This is a genomic window from Rhodococcus sp. IEGM 1306 (assembly GCF_036541985.1).
GTDB classification, from domain to species: domain Bacteria; phylum Actinomycetota; class Actinomycetes; order Mycobacteriales; family Mycobacteriaceae; genus Rhodococcus_F; species Rhodococcus_F qingshengii.
Genome location: NZ_JAZHFF010000009.1, coordinates 78051 through 93154 on the forward strand (window position 1 = coordinate 78051; position 15104 = coordinate 93154).

14 protein-coding genes are annotated in these 15104 nt (G+C 62.6%); 8 read left to right on the plus strand and 6 right to left on the minus strand.

Annotated elements, in window-relative coordinates:
• Positions 1 to 1611, plus strand: a 1611-nt coding sequence (locus tag V3587_RS23610) for an isopeptide-forming domain-containing fimbrial protein (protein ID WP_317829767.1), incomplete at its 5' end; no start/stop codon positions are given.
• 79 nt (positions 1612 to 1690) lie between these two features.
• On the opposite strand, the gene V3587_RS23615 is transcribed toward V3587_RS23610, so the two are convergent.
• On the minus strand, positions 1691 to 3772 hold the full coding sequence (locus V3587_RS23615) for a PhoX family protein (RefSeq protein ID WP_058039323.1): 2082 nt from the start codon (positions 3770 to 3772) through the stop codon (positions 1691 to 1693).
• A gap of 234 nt (positions 3773 to 4006) precedes the next feature.
• Here V3587_RS23615 and V3587_RS23620 point away from each other — a divergent pair, with 234 nt between their 5' ends.
• The 7 genes from V3587_RS23620 to V3587_RS23650 all read left to right on the plus strand — a co-directional run bounded on the left by V3587_RS23620 (position 4007) and on the right by V3587_RS23650 (position 9494).
• Positions 4007 to 4243, plus strand: a complete 237-nt coding sequence (locus V3587_RS23620) for a hypothetical protein (RefSeq protein ID WP_223304396.1) — start codon at positions 4007 to 4009, stop codon at positions 4241 to 4243.
• Positions 4240 to 5178: an ABC transporter ATP-binding protein gene (locus tag V3587_RS23625; RefSeq protein WP_064442868.1), complete on the plus strand. Its 939-nt coding sequence runs from the start codon at positions 4240 to 4242 to the stop codon at positions 5176 to 5178. The genes V3587_RS23620 and V3587_RS23625 overlap by 4 nt, the downstream gene beginning before the upstream one ends.
• Positions 5175 to 5966 carry an ABC transporter permease gene (locus V3587_RS23630; protein WP_003946064.1) on the plus strand — a complete coding sequence of 264 codons (792 nt, stop codon included), beginning with the start codon at positions 5175 to 5177 and terminating at the stop codon, positions 5964 to 5966. The genes V3587_RS23625 and V3587_RS23630 overlap by 4 nt, the downstream gene beginning before the upstream one ends.
• A gap of 21 nt (positions 5967 to 5987) precedes the next feature.
• Positions 5988 to 7130, plus strand: coding sequence for a sensor histidine kinase (locus V3587_RS23635; protein WP_007735262.1), 1143 nt, complete (start codon positions 5988 to 5990; stop codon positions 7128 to 7130).
• The gene (locus tag V3587_RS23640; RefSeq protein ID WP_003946002.1) at positions 7127 to 7741 is read left to right on the plus strand and encodes a response regulator transcription factor; all 615 of its coding nucleotides are present in this window, start codon (positions 7127 to 7129) and stop codon (positions 7739 to 7741) included. Before V3587_RS23635 ends, V3587_RS23640 begins: the two co-directional genes overlap by 4 nt.
• Before the next feature lie 152 nt (positions 7742 to 7893).
• The gene (locus tag V3587_RS23645; RefSeq protein WP_283377368.1) at positions 7894 to 8301 is read left to right on the plus strand and encodes a YciI family protein; all 408 of its coding nucleotides are present in this window, start codon (positions 7894 to 7896) and stop codon (positions 8299 to 8301) included.
• An 8-nt stretch (positions 8302 to 8309) separates the two neighbouring features.
• The gene (locus V3587_RS23650; RefSeq protein ID WP_064113042.1) at positions 8310 to 9494 is read left to right on the plus strand and encodes an RNA polymerase sigma factor; all 1185 of its coding nucleotides are present in this window, start codon (positions 8310 to 8312) and stop codon (positions 9492 to 9494) included.
• On the opposite strand, the gene V3587_RS23655 is transcribed toward V3587_RS23650, so the two are convergent.
• The 5 genes from V3587_RS23655 to nthB all read right to left on the minus strand — a co-directional run bounded on the left by V3587_RS23655 (position 9480) and on the right by nthB (position 15082).
• The gene (locus tag V3587_RS23655) at positions 9480 to 10226 is read right to left on the minus strand and encodes an amino acid ABC transporter ATP-binding protein (protein WP_003946070.1); all 747 of its coding nucleotides are present in this window, start codon (positions 10224 to 10226) and stop codon (positions 9480 to 9482) included. The two genes, V3587_RS23650 and V3587_RS23655, sit on opposite strands and share 15 nt — an antisense overlap.
• Before the next feature lie 4 nt (positions 10227 to 10230).
• Complete coding sequence (locus V3587_RS23660) at positions 10231 to 12048, minus strand: ABC transporter substrate-binding protein/permease (protein ID WP_003946057.1); 1818 nt, start codon at positions 12046 to 12048, stop codon at positions 10231 to 10233.
• A 151-nt stretch (positions 12049 to 12199) separates the two neighbouring features.
• On the minus strand, positions 12200 to 13114 hold the full coding sequence (locus V3587_RS23665; RefSeq protein ID WP_030537653.1) for an SMP-30/gluconolactonase/LRE family protein: 915 nt from the start codon (positions 13112 to 13114) through the stop codon (positions 12200 to 12202).
• Between the two features lie 31 nt (positions 13115 to 13145).
• Complete coding sequence (zigA, locus tag V3587_RS23670; RefSeq protein ID WP_283377369.1) at positions 13146 to 14345, minus strand: zinc metallochaperone GTPase ZigA; 1200 nt, start codon at positions 14343 to 14345, stop codon at positions 13146 to 13148.
• 98 nt (positions 14346 to 14443) lie between these two features.
• Entirely contained in the window at positions 14444 to 15082 is a 639-nt protein-coding gene (nthB, locus tag V3587_RS23675) for a nitrile hydratase subunit beta (protein ID WP_042450645.1), read from the minus strand.
• Positions 15083 to 15104 lie beyond the last annotated feature (22 nt).

Consider the following 15104-nt stretch of genomic DNA (forward strand, 5'->3'; position numbering starts at 1 on the left):
CAGGTGAAGATCAACGATGGTGTTGCCGGCGGGGTTCTGATCAACAACAAGGTCACCGGTACTGCGAAGCCGCCGACGGGTCCGGAGATCACTCCTCCGCCGGTGACGACCGAGCATCCGGTGAAGGTTCCGGGGTTCACGGTCGCGAAGGCTGCGGATCCGGTGTCGGGTACCAATGTTGCTGCGGGTCAGACGATCACGTATACGGTGACCGGTTCCAACACGGGTAACACGACCCTTGATCCGGTGGTGTTGACCGATGATCTGTCGAAGGTTCTCGACAACGCGACGTTGGTGGACGGTTCGCTCAAGGCGACTGTCGACGGTGTCGACGGTGCTGCTCCGACCCTGTCGGGCACCACGCTCACCTGGACCGGTGCATTGGAAGCCGGTAAGTCGGTTGTCCTGACCTACCAGGTGAAGATCAACGATGGTGTTGCCGGCGGGGTTCTGATCAACAACAAGGTCACCGGTACTGCGAAGCCGCCGACCGGTCCGGAGATCACTCCTCCGCCGGTGACGACCGAGCATCCGGTGGATGGCACACCCGCGATCGAGGTACTGAAGTCCTCTGTTCCGTCCACCACGAACCGTGTGGTTGGTGGCCAGGAGATCACGTACACGCTCACGTTCAAGAATGTGGGTACCGCGGATGGTGAGGTCAGCTTCTACGACGATCTCACCGACGTTCTCGACGATGCAGTAATGACGAAGGATCCGGCTACCACTTCCACGCTGGTCGTTTCGGGTGTCGTCGACAACGTCTTCACGGTCACCGGAAAGCTGGCCAAGGGCGAGACCGCGACAGTGACGTACACCGTCAAGGTCAATCCTGAGATCGGAACGTTGTCAGGTCCCGGATTCACTCCGGGTGTCCTGAACAACTACCTGGTGGTTGGTGGCGAGAAGCCGCCAGTGGACTGTGTCCCGGGCGACGCTCTCTGCACCGAACACCCGATAGACCCGCCGGAGACCACCACTACGGTGCCGCCGACGACCACCACGACGCCGCCGGTCACGACGGAGCCCTGTGTTCCTCCGACGACGACCACGCGGATGGTTCCGACGACAACGGTTGCGACGACGACGGCTAGCGCGATCACTGCCGGTGACGCTGATGTGACCGGTACGGAGGAATCCACCACCGCGGAGGAGACCACCACAGAGGAGACCACGACAGAAGAAGTTGTCGCGGAAGAGATTGTGGATCCGTGTGGCGTGACGACAACGACGCCGCCGACGACAACGCCGCCGGTCACAACAGTTCCGCCGACCACGACGGTTCCGAACACGACGGTGCCGGTTACACCGACGATCATCATTCCCCCGATCGTCGTTGTGCCTCCGATCGTCGTACCGCCGACGGTTCCGGGTCAGCCGGTTCCGAGCACGGTTCCGGGACAGCCGAAGCCGCCGACAGCAAACCCGGGTCAGCCGGGTCAGCCGAAGCCGTCTGCTCCTCAGGGCGGGACGATCAACTCGGGTGGTGGCGCTGGTGAGAGTGGCGTGAACACCGGGTTGCTCGCAGCAGGTGGATTGGTTCTGCTGCTGGCGCTGGGAACGGGTGTTGTTCTCCTGACGCGTAAGCGTCGCGAGGACGGTGACAACTGATTCTCTTGAGAATCTGAGGTAAACGACGTGGGGCAGATCGCAGAGTATGCGATCTGCCCCACAGTCGTTTTCGTGTGTGTTACGAGCCGAGCCGAGATCCGTCCTTCTTCCAGGCTGCAACTACCGACGGGCGAGGCTGGGCGGAACCACCGTCGGGCCAATGGGATGCGGGGCTTTCTATGCTGGCGTCGTCGGTCTCGCCGGGGTGCTGGACGCAGACGATGACGCGCTTCTCGTCCACGATGGGGCCGCAGGTTTCGGCGCCGACGGGAACGGTGAGGAACTGCTTTGTCTCACCGCGGTTTTCGCCTTCGAGGACAACGCTGAACAGCCCGTCGTTGGACTTGAGTGCGTTGCCGTCGGTGGAGATCCACAGATTGCCGTGCGGGTCGAAGGCAAGGTTGTCCGGGCATGAGATGGGGCTGACCTTGCTCTTGTCGAACCCGCCGAAGTAAGTATCGGCTGTGGCCGGATCTCCGCAGACGAGAAGAAGATTCCAGCCGAAGGTGGTGCCGGCGTGGTCGTCGGTGATTTCGAGGACCTGGCCGTTCTTGTTGTTGTTCCTCGGGTTCGCCTCGTCGGCCGCGGCGCCACCGTCGACTCCGCGCTTGGTGTTGTTGGTCAGTGCGACGTAAACCTTGCCGCTCTTCGGGTTTGCCTCGAAGTCCTCGGGGCGATCCATCTTCGTTGCCCCGACCTTGTCACCGGCCTGGCGGGTGAAGACGGCGACCTCTTCGGCGCTCATACCGTCTACCAGCGATTCGCCCTTGCCGTCTTCGCCGGTGCGCAGGATGGCTACCCACTCGCCGGTTCCGTCGAACTTGCCGTCCGACGGAAGTTTGCCGCTGCCGTCGATCTCGCCGGCGGAGTTTCCGCTGAGCTTTGCGACGTACAGTGTTCCGGCGTCGAGCAGAGTCATGTTGTGGCGCATGGCTGCTTGACTCTTGCCGTCCTGCATCTTTCGGCTGGAGACGAACTTGTACATGTAGTCGAAGCGCTCGTCGTCGCCGCTGTAGGCGACGACGGTGCCGTCCGCCGTGATGTAAATGGTGGCGGCTTCGTGCTTGAAACGTCCGAGCGCTGTGTGCTTGATCGGAGTCGACGACGGATCCCAGGGATCGATCTCGACGACGTATCCGAATCGGTTGACCTCGTTGGGTTCTGCGACCAGATCGAACCGCTTGTCGAAGCGTTCCCACTTGCGCTCGGAAGCGGCGCCGGCAAGACCGTAGCGCTTCAGTCGCGCTGCGACCGTGGGATCGGTGACACCCTCGGCGTTCGCGAAGTACTGGTTGAAGTTCTCTTCGCCGGAAAGCACTGTGCCCCAGGGGGTGACGCCGCCGGCGCAATTGTTGAGGGTGCCGAGCACTTTGGTTCCCGTGGGATCGGCACTCGTCTTGAGGAAGTCGCTACCTGCAGCGGGGCCGGTCACGACAAATTCCGTGGTTCCGGTGATGCGGCGGTTGTTCGATCCGATCTCCGGTACGAGCTTGCCGTTGTCGGATTCGCCCTTGACCTGGACGACCGACAGTCCGTGGCTGGCGAGGCCGATCTTGAACTGCTCCTCGGTAGGGTTCTCCGCATCGTAGCCGCGGAACATCGCCGGCTCGGTGGAGTATTCGTGATTGACCACGAGTAGGTAGGTGTTGGGCTGCCCGTCGACCGGGAGCAATCCGGCGAAGTCGTTGTTGAATCCGAACTGCAGTTCCTGCGCTGCCGCAGTCTGCTTGTCGAAGTCGAAAGCCGGGGCGCCGGCGAGAACGGCGTCACCCCAGCGAATCACGACGGCTTGATCGTATCCGTCAGGGACGGTGACCTTGTCTTCCTTGTTGGGCGCGACGGCGCCGAAGTTCGTCCCCGCTGGTGTTGATCCGCTGCTGCTGCCGCTCGTCGATCCGGTTCCCGGTTCGGCACTTGCGGATTCGTCCGAACAGGCAACGAGGGCGCTGCCCGCTCCCACCGCGAGCACTGCCATGCCGCTGCCCCGGAGCAAGCCGCGACGACTCAGCGCTGTGCGTGCGATGTCGCGGAAGTACTCGCCGCCCGAGGTGTTGGGGACCTCGTGAGAGCACGCGTTTCCGCACTTGTACTGGCAGGTGATCGACGCGCGTGCAGACACGCCGTCGTGTTTGACGAACAAGGCCAAAGGCTTGATAGCCACCGTGAACTCCCGAGATTCGATGTACGGACTTCGGGAACCGTAGAAGCTCGAAGCAAGGGTAAAGGAACGTAAAAATGAACGGCAAAACAACGAGGTGACCCTTACCCGCGGTTTACGACGCGTCCCCGCGGGGACGTCGCATGACATTTGTCATCGCTGATCCGTGACGGTGTCACCGCAGGTGATGACGCTGTGCACTGTTTTCGGCTCTGACTTCCCGCGAAGCTTGGATGCATGAGAGAACCACATGAGGGAAGCCTCCTGACGGACCTGATGGACATCGGACCCGCACCCACGATGGGCCGCGAACTTGTAGTGATCGTGGTGAACATCGCGATCGTCGGAGTGGTGTTCGCGATCATCGGCTCCAATCCGGTGTTCTGGATCCTTGTTGCCGCTCTCGCTGTCTATGCGGGTATTCGATTCGCGATCGGACTGCGCGGCTGGAACCGAGCGGAGGCGCAGCGATGAAGGGCGATCCCGTGATCGACGTAGTCGGAATGTCGCGGCGTTACGGCTCCGGTAAGGAGGCGTTCGATGCTGTTCGCAATCTGGATCTGAGTGTTCAGGAAGGCGAGCTGTTCGGCCTCCTCGGAACCAATGGTGCCGGCAAGACATCCACCCTCGAAGTGATTCAGGGTCTTTCACGAGCCAGTGCCGGAACGGTGCGCGTTCTGGGCATGGATCCGGTGCGCAACCGCAAGCAGATTCGCCCGTCGCTTGGCATCATGCTCCAGAAGGGTGGCTTGCCCCAAGACCTGACTGCTCGTGAGAGTTTGGCGATGTGGGCCGGAACCTGCTCGAATCCGCTGCCCGTGGACGAGGTGCTCGAGCGCGTGGACATGCGTGACCGTCGTGATACCCGCGTGAAGTTCCTCTCGGGAGGTGAGGCGCGGCGACTGGATCTGGCGTGCGCGATCATCGGCCGGCCACTCGTCCTGTTTCTCGACGAGCCGACTACTGGTTTGGATCCCGAAAGTCGACGTAACACTTGGCAATTGATCGCTGACTTGAAAGCGTCGGGCGTCACCATCATGTTGACGACGCATTACCTGGACGAAGCCGAGTCCCTGTGCGACCAGTTGGCGATCATGCACCGAGGATCGGTGGTGCGCAGCGGAACCGTGGCGGACGTCGTCGCGGATCATCCTGCCCAGATCAAACTGCACCGTCCCGGTCTTCCGCTCCCGGCCCTGGCCGGCGCCGAGGTACGCGTCGAAAACGATCTGGTGGTGATCACCACTCGCACAGTGCAGGAGACGCTGACGGAACTGCTGCTGTGGGCACAGCACAACAACATCCTGCTGACCGGCCTGGATGCCCGCGCGGCATCCCTGGAGACCGTATTCCTCTCCATTGCAGACCAATTCGATCATCACGCAGCTCTCGAAGGAGCGTCGGCATGAACCGCATAGCAACCCTGTCTCGTTCGGAGTTCACGCTCCTGGGACGAAATCGACTGTTGCTCTTCAACGCAATCGTCCTCCCGTTGATCTTTCCCGTGGGGATGCTGTACCTGTCGCGCGATGGCGGGTTGTCCGACAAGTCGGTGTCGGCAGGCCTCGAGGTGTTTGCACTCTTCCTGCTCGTGTTCGTGGTCTTCTACAACCTCCTGTCGGTGTACGCGACGCGTCGTGACGAGTTGGTTCTCAAGCGACTACGGACAGGGGAATGCAGCGACGCCGAGATCCTCGCGGGCCCGGCAGTGCCGTCGTGGGTTCTCACCGGCCTGTTGACGGTGGTGATCGGAATCGCCGTGATGGTTCTGGGCGGTAGTGCTCCGGTCAATCCGGTCCTGGTGCTGGTCGCGGTGATCGGCGGCGCCGCGCTCTTCACGGCGCTGGCGTTGATCACTTCGGCTGTAACGCGAAATGCAGAGGCGGCGCAGATCACCTGCATGCCGATTCTGATTCTGGCGACGGCAGGTATGTCTTCGATCAGGAATGTCGTGCCGGACAACGTTGCTCGCATTCTCGATTTCACTCCGCTGGCCGCGGTAGTCGACCTTCTCAATCTCGGATGGCTGGGGCGGACCACTGGCGAACTGGCTGATCTGGGCGATGCGCCCGGTGCGGCAGCGGGATTTGTCGACACCTTCGGTTCGGCTGCGCAACCGTTGTTGGTCATGCTGGCGTGGATCGTCGGTTCGGTTCTGATCGCGAACGTCCACTTCCGCTGGGAACCGCGTTCGTAGAACTCTGAGAAGGTAGTGGGCATGATCGCGCAGAACTTCGGACGCTGGAATCCGAGACGGACGTGGCGAACCGCGTCGAACGTCGACAAGGTTCGCCTCTACACGCGGCAATCGTTCATCATGGTCGCAGTGGTTTTCGGTGGCTTCGGTGCGGTCACCGAGATAGTTGCGGATCGGTACCTGTCGGGTGTCTTCCTCGGAATCAGTGCCGTTGCGTGCGTCATCGCCGTGTCTCGGATGCCTGATCTGGGCGGAGTCGTGGCCAAGCCCGTCCAGATTCCTCTTGCCGTGATGACGTTGTCGGCGTTCTGCTCGGCGGGAATTGCCTTGGGAAGCAATGGCGAGAACGGCCCGTACTTCTGGCTGGCGGCAATCCTTGTCGTGCCCCTTGCGGGGTTGACGTCGTTGCGCTGGCTGATCGTGGGCTCGGTGGCCGCCGGGGTTGTACTGGGACTGCTTGCGGGTCCGGAAAGCGGCGTGTCTGTCGGAATCGTCGCCGCCTTCATGGGGCTGACCGTCTACATGTCGGTGTGGCTGCTGCGGATGGTCACCGAATTGGACGAGGCACGCGGAGCCGCTGCCGCTCTGTCCGTCGCCGAGGAACGGTTGCGATTTTCACGCGACCTCCATGACGTCGTCGGGCGGGCACTGTCTGCAATTGCGGTGAAAAGTGAACTTGCAGCTACTCTTTCACGACGCGGCGACGATCGTGCCGCCGCGCAGATGGACGAAGTACGCGAACTTGCGCAAGATTCACTCGACGAAGCGCGCGAGTTGGTTCGGGGATACCGGTCCATCGCCTTGGCGTCCGAGCTGGCCGGTGCGCAGTCTCTGCTCGAGGCCGCCGGAATCTCCACCGCGATACGTGGATCGGCAGATCAGCTGCCGGTGGAACTGGCCGAAGCTGCCGCCTGGGTCGTCCGCGAAGGAGTGACCAACATTCTCCGGCACTCGAGTGCCGAGAATTGCAGCATCGAGGTGTTCGCGGACGGCGTCGTGATCGCCAACGACGGCGCACGGATCGCAGAGCCGAACAACGGAACCGGCCTGAACGGATTGCGCGAGCGCGTCGGCGCCGTCGGAGGAATTGTCGAAACCGTGCAGGACGAAGATCGCTTCACCCTCACCGCCCACTTTCCGTCCCGAACGAAGGAGTCTCGGTGACCGAGCCGATCAAGGTACTGCTGGCCGACGACGAGAACCTGATCCGCTCGGCTCTGGCCATGATGTTGTCGCTCGAGGACGACATCGTTGTCGTCGCGGAAGCCGAATCCGGCGAGGATGCCGTGGTCGCTGCTGCAAAACATCAACCTGACGTAGCCGTGCTCGACCTTCAAATGGCAGGTATCGACGGCATCGAGACGGCGCAACAGATTGCGCAGACGGTCTCGGGGTGCGTCTCGATCATCGTGACGAGCCACGGGCGTCCCGGGTATCTGAAGAAGGCACTGTCAGCAGGCGTCCGAGGATTTCTGCCGAAGACGACGCCTGCGGCGACGCTCGCCGAGGTGGTCCGCAGCGTCCACGCGGGCGGGCGGTACGTCGATCCGTCGTTGGCTGCCGAGGCAATCGGCGCCGGCGACTCACCGCTTACTCCGCGCGAAGCGGACGTACTCGAGTACGCGGCCGACGGAGCATCCATCGAGCAGATCGCTTCCCGGGCACACCTCTCGGCGGGAACCACCCGGAACTATCTGTCGTCAGCTGTCACCAAACTCGGTGCAGCCAATCGGCACGAAGCTGCAGTGATCGCCCGCCGGCAGGGGTGGATTTAGGGCCTCCGGCCCCGTGCGCCTTTCTGGTTGCGGGCACTACCAAAAAGGCGCACAGGGCCGAAGGCCCCGCAATGTCGAGAATCCCCGACTTGCTTCGTCCCTGTAGTGAAGTGCGACCAGAATGGGTGGCACCGACACAGAGGAGATTCACGATGGCCAAGTACTTGCTGCTCAAGCACTACCGCGGCGCTCCGGCTGCAGTCAACGACGTGCCGATGGACCAGTGGACACCGGAAGAGATCACGGCCCACGTGAAGTACATGCAGGACTTCGCGGATCGGCTCGAGAAGGCGGGCGAGTTCGTCGACGGTCAGGCTCTCGCTCCTGAGGGCACTTTTGTCCGGTACGACGGTGAGGGTCGCCCGCCGGTCACCGACGGTCCGTTCGCGGAAACCAAGGACCTCATTGCCGGCTGGATGGTGATCGACGTCGACAACTACGACCGTGCCGTCCAATTGGCCGGCGAGCTCTCGGCCGCGCCCGGCGCAGGCGGGAAGCCGATTCACGAATGGCTCGAACTGCGCCCGTTCCTGACCGAGCCGCCGACCATCACGGACTGAAACCTGTCATGGACGACGCCCTGCTTCGGAGTCTGACTCCGAGCGTGCTCGGCATCCTCGTCCGCCGCGGAGCAGATTTCGCGTCGGCCGAGGACGCCGTGCAGGACGCTCTGCTCGAGGCGGTCAGGGTCTGGCCGGACAACCCGCCGCGGGACCCGAAGGGCTGGCTGGTCACGGTGGCCTGGCGGCGGTTCCTCGACGGGATCCGTTCGGATGCGGCTCGTCGCAAGCGGGAGTTTCTGGCGGACGAGCAGCCAGGCGAGCGGCCGGTCAGCGGGTCGGTGCCGGGCGTGGACGACACACTCCAGCTCTACTTTTTGTGCGCGCACCCGTCGTTGACGCCGTCGTCCGCCGTCGCACTCACGCTGCGCGCTGTCGGCGGGCTGACCACCCGCCAGATTGCGCAGGCCTACCTGGTGCCCGAGGCGACTATGGCTCAGCGCATCAGCCGAGCCAAGCGCACGGTCTCCGGCGTCCGGTTCGAGCAACCCGGCGATGTCGCCACCGTCCTGCGTGTCCTCTATCTGGTCTTCAACGAGGGGTACTCCGGCGACGTCGACCTGGCTGCCGAGGCCATCCGGCTCACCCGGCAGTTGGCGGCCGCGATCGATCACCCCGAAGTCGCAGGGTTGCTCGCACTGATGCTGCTCCATCACGCTCGTCGAGCCGCGCGAACTGCCGCGGACGGCAGTCTGGTTCCGCTAGCCGAGCAGGATCGCAGCCGGTGGGACACCGATTCGATTGCCGAAGGAGTCGCAATCCTCCAGTCAGCTCTCGCCCGCGACCGGCTCGGTGAGTTCCAGGCCCAGGCCGCCATTGCTGCACTCCATGCCGACGCTCTCACAGCAGACGAGACCGACTGGGTGCAGATCGTGGAGTGGTACGACGAACTCGCAGCCTTGACCGACAGCCCGATCGTCCGGCTCAACCGAGCGGTGGCCGTCGGCGAGGCAGACGGACCACGCGCCGGATTGGCAGCTCTTGCAGCGCTGGGCGATTCACTTCCACGCCATGCCGCAGTCGAGGCCTATCTGCGTGAACGCGACGGAGACCTGGAGTCGGCGGCGAGGTTGTATGCCGATGCAGCGCACAAGGCATCCAACCTCGCCGAACGCGACCATCTGATGCTTCAGGCGTCCAGGATCAACGCCCGTCGATCTCCTGCAAGCGCCCCTGAGTCAGAGAACCTGTGAGAGGAACGCTTGCAGTCGATCTGTTTCGGGATCGTCGAAAAGCTGTTCCGGAGTACCGGTTTCGACAACGGCACCGCGATCCATGAACAGCACCTTGTCGGAAACGGAACGCGCGAAACCCATTTCGTGCGTCACGACGACCATGGTCATGCCGGACTTCGCGAGATCGGCCATCAATGCCAGAACACCCTTGACCAGTTCGGGGTCGAGAGCTGACGTCGCCTCGTCGAAGAACATGACCTCGGGCTTCATCGCCAGGGCGCGGGCAATGGCGACGCGCTGCTGCTGACCGCCGGAAAGGTTGCCGGGCCGCGAGTCGGCCTTCTCCCTGAGCCCCACCAGATCCAGCTGCTCGAGCGCGAGCGCCCGAGCTTGCTCCTTCGACAAACCCTTGAGCTTGTTCGGCCCGAGTGCGATGTTCTCGGCGACGGTCTTGTGTGGGAACAGGTTGAAGTGCTGGAACACCATGCCGATCCGCTGGCGTAGCTCGTCGGGGTTGTCCTTCAGGACGGACTTCCCGTCGAGCAGCACGTCACCCTGCTCGGGCTCGTGCAGACGGTTCAGCACGCGCAGGAGCGTCGACTTGCCCGAACCGGAGGGCCCGATGACGGTGACGGTGTTTCCGGCGTCGACGTGCAGGTTGACGCCGCGAAGCACCTTGTTGGTGCCGAAGGACAGATGCAGGTCCTTGCCGGTGAGCGACACGGACTTCAGTTCAGAGCTGGTGGTCATGTCCTCAGCCCCTTTCCACGACGATGGCCTGCTCGAGCGGATCCAACGTGCCTGAAGTGTCGGCGCGTCCGGTCCGGAGTCGGTTGTCGATGTAGTTGACGAGGTGCGTCAGCGGGATGGTCAGAGCAAGGTAGAACAAGCCTGCCGCAACGAGCGGGGACAGGCTGCCGGTCTGGGCGTTGAGATCGCGTCCGACGGCAAAGAGCTCCCGCTGGGTGACGAGCAGACCGAGGAAGTAGATCAGCGACGAGTCCTTGATCAGCGAGATGAACTGGTTCATCAACGCCGGCAGAACGCGTCGTACTCCCTGCGGGATGACGACCAGCGACATGGACTTTCGGTAGCTGAAGCCGAGGGCACGGGAGGCTTCGAGCTGCCCGGACTCGACGCTCTGGATTCCGGATCTGAAGATCTCACCGATGTATGCCGACGCGAGCAGTGACAGCGCCGCGACACCGAGCCAGTACGGATTGCTACCGGTGATTCCCTTGACGATCGGTCCGACGCCGAGCCCGATGATCAAGATGATGACGACTGCGGGCAGGCCACGGAAGATATCGGTGTAGACGCGGGCCGGCCAGCGCAGCCAACGGGTGCGCGAGATACCGGCGACAGCGAGCAGCATGCCGAGGATCGTGCCGATGATGCCGGACGCGAGCGCAAGGATCAGGGTGTTGGGAAGACCGGTCTTGAGGAGATCGGGGAATGCCTTCTTGTACAGATCCCAGTCGAAGAACGTGTCCTTGAGCTGTTCGAGCGTCGACTTCGGTTGGTACGACGCGGTATCGCCACCGTCGCCGTTTGCTGCGTTTTCCGCGGCAATGGCTGCGAAGTCGGGCAGTTCCGGAGTGGCCGCGGCCTTGGATCCGGGCTTCCAGCCTTCAGGGAGTTGGCGCGGTACCCAGTCGGCGTACAGCTGAGACCAGGTTCCGTCGTCGATGACTGCGTCGAGGCCGGAGTTGAGGGCGTCGATCAGGGGCTGGTTTTCCTTGTTCACCGCCCAGCCGACGAAGTTGTTGACCGAGAAGGTGTTCTGGATGATCGAGGTCGGATCACCGGGAGCGATTGCACCTTCGGCCTGCTGAGACGGAGCTACCCAGGCGTCGATCTGTCCGGACTTGAGGTTCGCGTACGCCGTGGCGTAGTCGGGAAACTTCACGGGATCGAGCTTGAGCGTGTTCACGACGTAGTCGTCCTGCACGGTTCCCTGTACGACGCCGATGCGCTTTGATGCGTCCAGGTCTCCGAAGCCGGTGATCGGGCTGCCGTTAGGCACGACGAGGGAGAAGTATCCGAAGTCGTAACCGTTGGTGAAGCCGACGGTGTTGCGACGGTCGTCCGTGGTGGTGATGGACGACGAGCCGACGTCGAAGCGTCGACCGGCAACCTGGGCGAGAAGCCCGGCGAACTCGGTGCCGACGAACTCGACCTTCAGGCCCAGCTTGTCCGCGACGGCCTTCAGCAGCTCGTTGTCGTATCCGGTGTACTGATTCTCGGAGTTGACGCAGATGCTCGGGGGCGCGTCACCGAGCGTGCCGACCGTGATGACCCCGGGTTTGATCAGATTCAGCTTCGAGGTGTCGATCTGATCGACCGGGGTGACGGTGGCCGTGGTGTAGCGGTCTTCGGCGCCCGCACCCGCTGCCGCGTCCAGATTGGTGGGCGCCGCGGTTGCAGCTCCCACTCCTGGAGGTGCACACAGGTCTGTGGGGGCTGCCGACGAATCCGAGCCACTCGAGCACGATGACAGAGTCAGCGCCAGGAGGGCAGTGAGGAGCAGTGCCACCACCAGGCGGATCTTCGCTGCGACGGAAGAAAACATGCGTGCAGCGTAAACCTAAGGGTAGCCATTTCTCCGTGTAGAACTGTTGACAGTTTTCGGACAAGGGGCCGTTGCGCTGCGGGCATGCCTTCAAATCAGCGTGATTTTAAGTATCGCCAGGTCGGGGAATCTCGTGCCGAAGAGATCGGCGTCAGCGGACGGGTGCGAGTTCGACGCCCGACGGAGGTACCAGGCGACGCAGCGTTCCGTCGAAGCCGGTGACGTAGAGCGCCCAGCCGTCGCCGTCCTGTCCGATACGCACGGAACTCGGCCCGTTCCACCCATTCGACAGACCCGAAGCGACGACGCAGGAAGTGCCGGTTTCAGGGTGTACGCGATAGATCGAGCCTTCGACGTGAGCAGCGGCGTAGAGCATTCCATCCTGCGACATGGTCAGATCGTCGAGTCCGGGTATCAGGCTCGGGACCGTCGCTACAACTGTCCACGCGTCAGGGGTATCCAAGGGCACTCGAATGATCTGACCGGTGAACAGGTCATCGGTGTACACGGCTCGATGATCCGGACTGAGCGCGAGTCCCTCCGAACGCGGCACTGTCGACCAATTGGGAACGACGGCTCCGGAGTCGTGCAGATAGCGCGAGACGCCCTTTGGCGGACCTCCTTCTGTTCCGACCCACGTGGTCAGCAGATCGCCGTCGGGAAGCCGGAGCAGGCCGTTGCCCGCGAAGTCGACGGGTGCGGACAGCTGATCCGTCGAGGTGTCCAGGTGCCACAGCTTGCCGTCCTGTCTGGTGAGGAAGGACAGCCTCGAACCGTCGAGTTGCAAACCGCCAGGGGCAGCCATGTCGTCGAGGACAGTTCGTACCTGTCCTGCGGCGTCGACGTGATAGATCTTCGACTCGCCGGAGAGGTAGAACCCGCCGTTGTCATCGGGCTCGAGGTTTTCGAGCTGTTCCAACCCTTGCGCTACGGTTTCGACCCGCCACTCGCCGCACATCGGCGCGACTGTCCAGGTGGCCCCCGCCGGCGTCACCGCGGCCACGGTCCCGGCTGCGATCGCCGCGACGATCAACAACGCCCGAGTTCGGTTGCGTGATACCCCCATTGCGCACAACTTACGGCAAACCGGACCAATATCAAACGGTCTGGTCGGTATAGCCGACGCCCAGGGGGTCGCTCCAGGTGGTCCACACGTCTGGCCCGAGTTCGATCTCGGCTGTGGTGAGTAGACACGCGTCGAGTTCTCGGTGCAGTCGAGACGGGTCGATGGCTTGGCCGATGAAGACGAGTTCTTGTCGGCAGTCTCCGACGGGTTCTTCCCACTTGTCGAGGATTCCGTCACGACGGTAATCGTCGGCCGGCCACTCGTCACGGGGTAGAAACTTCCACCAACGGCCGACGTATCCGTGGCGAATGAGATGACCGGCCTGAGAAATACTCCCGATCTCGGTGAACCGGCCGGCATTCCAGTAGTAGCCCTTGGCCCGAAGTAACTTTCCGTTGGTCCACTCGCTGCTGAGGAAATCATGCAGCCGTTGGGGGTGGAAGGGTGCGCGCTCGCGGTACACCACCGAACCGATTCCGTACTCTTCGGTTTCGGGGATGTGTTCACCTTGGAGTTCTTGTAACCATCCGGGGGCCTGTGCAGCCTTTTCGAGTGAGAACAAACCGGTGTCGAGAATCGTGTCGAGTGGGATGCGACCGAGCGTCATCGGAACTATCGCAGCGGATGCGTTCAAAGAGCGCAGGACTGCGATCAATTCGACCAGGTGCTGGTGCGAGACGAGATCGGCCTTGCTCACCAGGATGACGTCGGCAAATTCGATCTGATCGACAAGCAGATCCGCGATGTCTCGTTCGTCTTCCGGGGCATCGGCTTCGACGCGGCCACCAGCCGTGTAGTCGCGCAGAAAACTGTGGCCGTCGACGACGGTGACCATGGTGTCGAGTCGGGCGACGTCGGCGAGGGCGTGGCCGTCGGTATCGATGAATGTGAACGTCTCTGCGACAGGCAGCGGTTCGGAGATGCCCGAAGATTCGATGAGTAGGTAGTCGAATCGGCCATCGGCGGCCAAGGCACTGATCTCGGAAAGAAGATCCTCTCGCAGAGTGCAGCAGATGCAGCCGTTGGTCATCTCGACCAGTTTCTCTTCGGAGCGACTGAGCGAGATCTCACGCTCGACTTCTGCACTGTCGATGTTGATTTCGCTCATGTCGTTGACGATCACCGCGACCCGCCGACCCTCTCGATTTCGCAGGATCTCGTTGAGTAGTGTCGTCTTCCCGGCGCCCAGGAAACCTGACAGCACCGTGACCGGAAGTCGTGTGTCGACCATGATTTCCAGTGTCCTTCCGAATGAGAGAATTGCTGTGATCAGGCGGCGGTCACGCGAAACGCTGTGATCGCGTGACCGCAGCCCGGAATGTTGGACGATCAGGCCGCAGGCTCGAGGTAACCCTCGAAAAGGTCGACTACGACGCTGCCGCCGTCGGTGTCGCTACCGAACAATTCCTCGGCGGCGAACTTCACGTGGTACGTCGGTTCTTCGCCGGCGTCGTTGCGCCCGTGGCCGATTGCGTCGGGAAACGGCCACTTCTCGCTAGTCCGATGAGAGATGGTTCCCACTCGTCCGCGGCAGTACGCAGGCATTCGAATATGCCCCGGAACGTACTCGTCGCGCACGCGTACTCGCTGACCGATTTCGAAGGTGGTCGTCTCGACGGGTGCCGGACGCCCTTCGGATTCGCTGGGCCGCGACAGTGGGAACGGTCCCCCTGCAAGGCTTTCGAGTTCTTCCTGCGTCAGGATTCCCTTTTCGACCATCAGTGTCGCGACGCCGATGACGTACCTCTCGTAGTACGGGGTCATCATGTAGTGGCGTGGTTCCATCCGCTCGACGACGTATCGAACTTCGTCGACGCTGAATGCCCCGAGTTCGGCGACACCGGCGAACATCAGGCTGTACGGCAGGTGTTCCCACTCGGCGTGGAAGGTGGGGCCGATGTCGGCGTTGACGGTATGCGGGACTTTGCCGAAGCCTTGAACTCCGGCAAGATCGTGTACTCCATCCATGGTGTGCTTCTTTCTTGTCGGG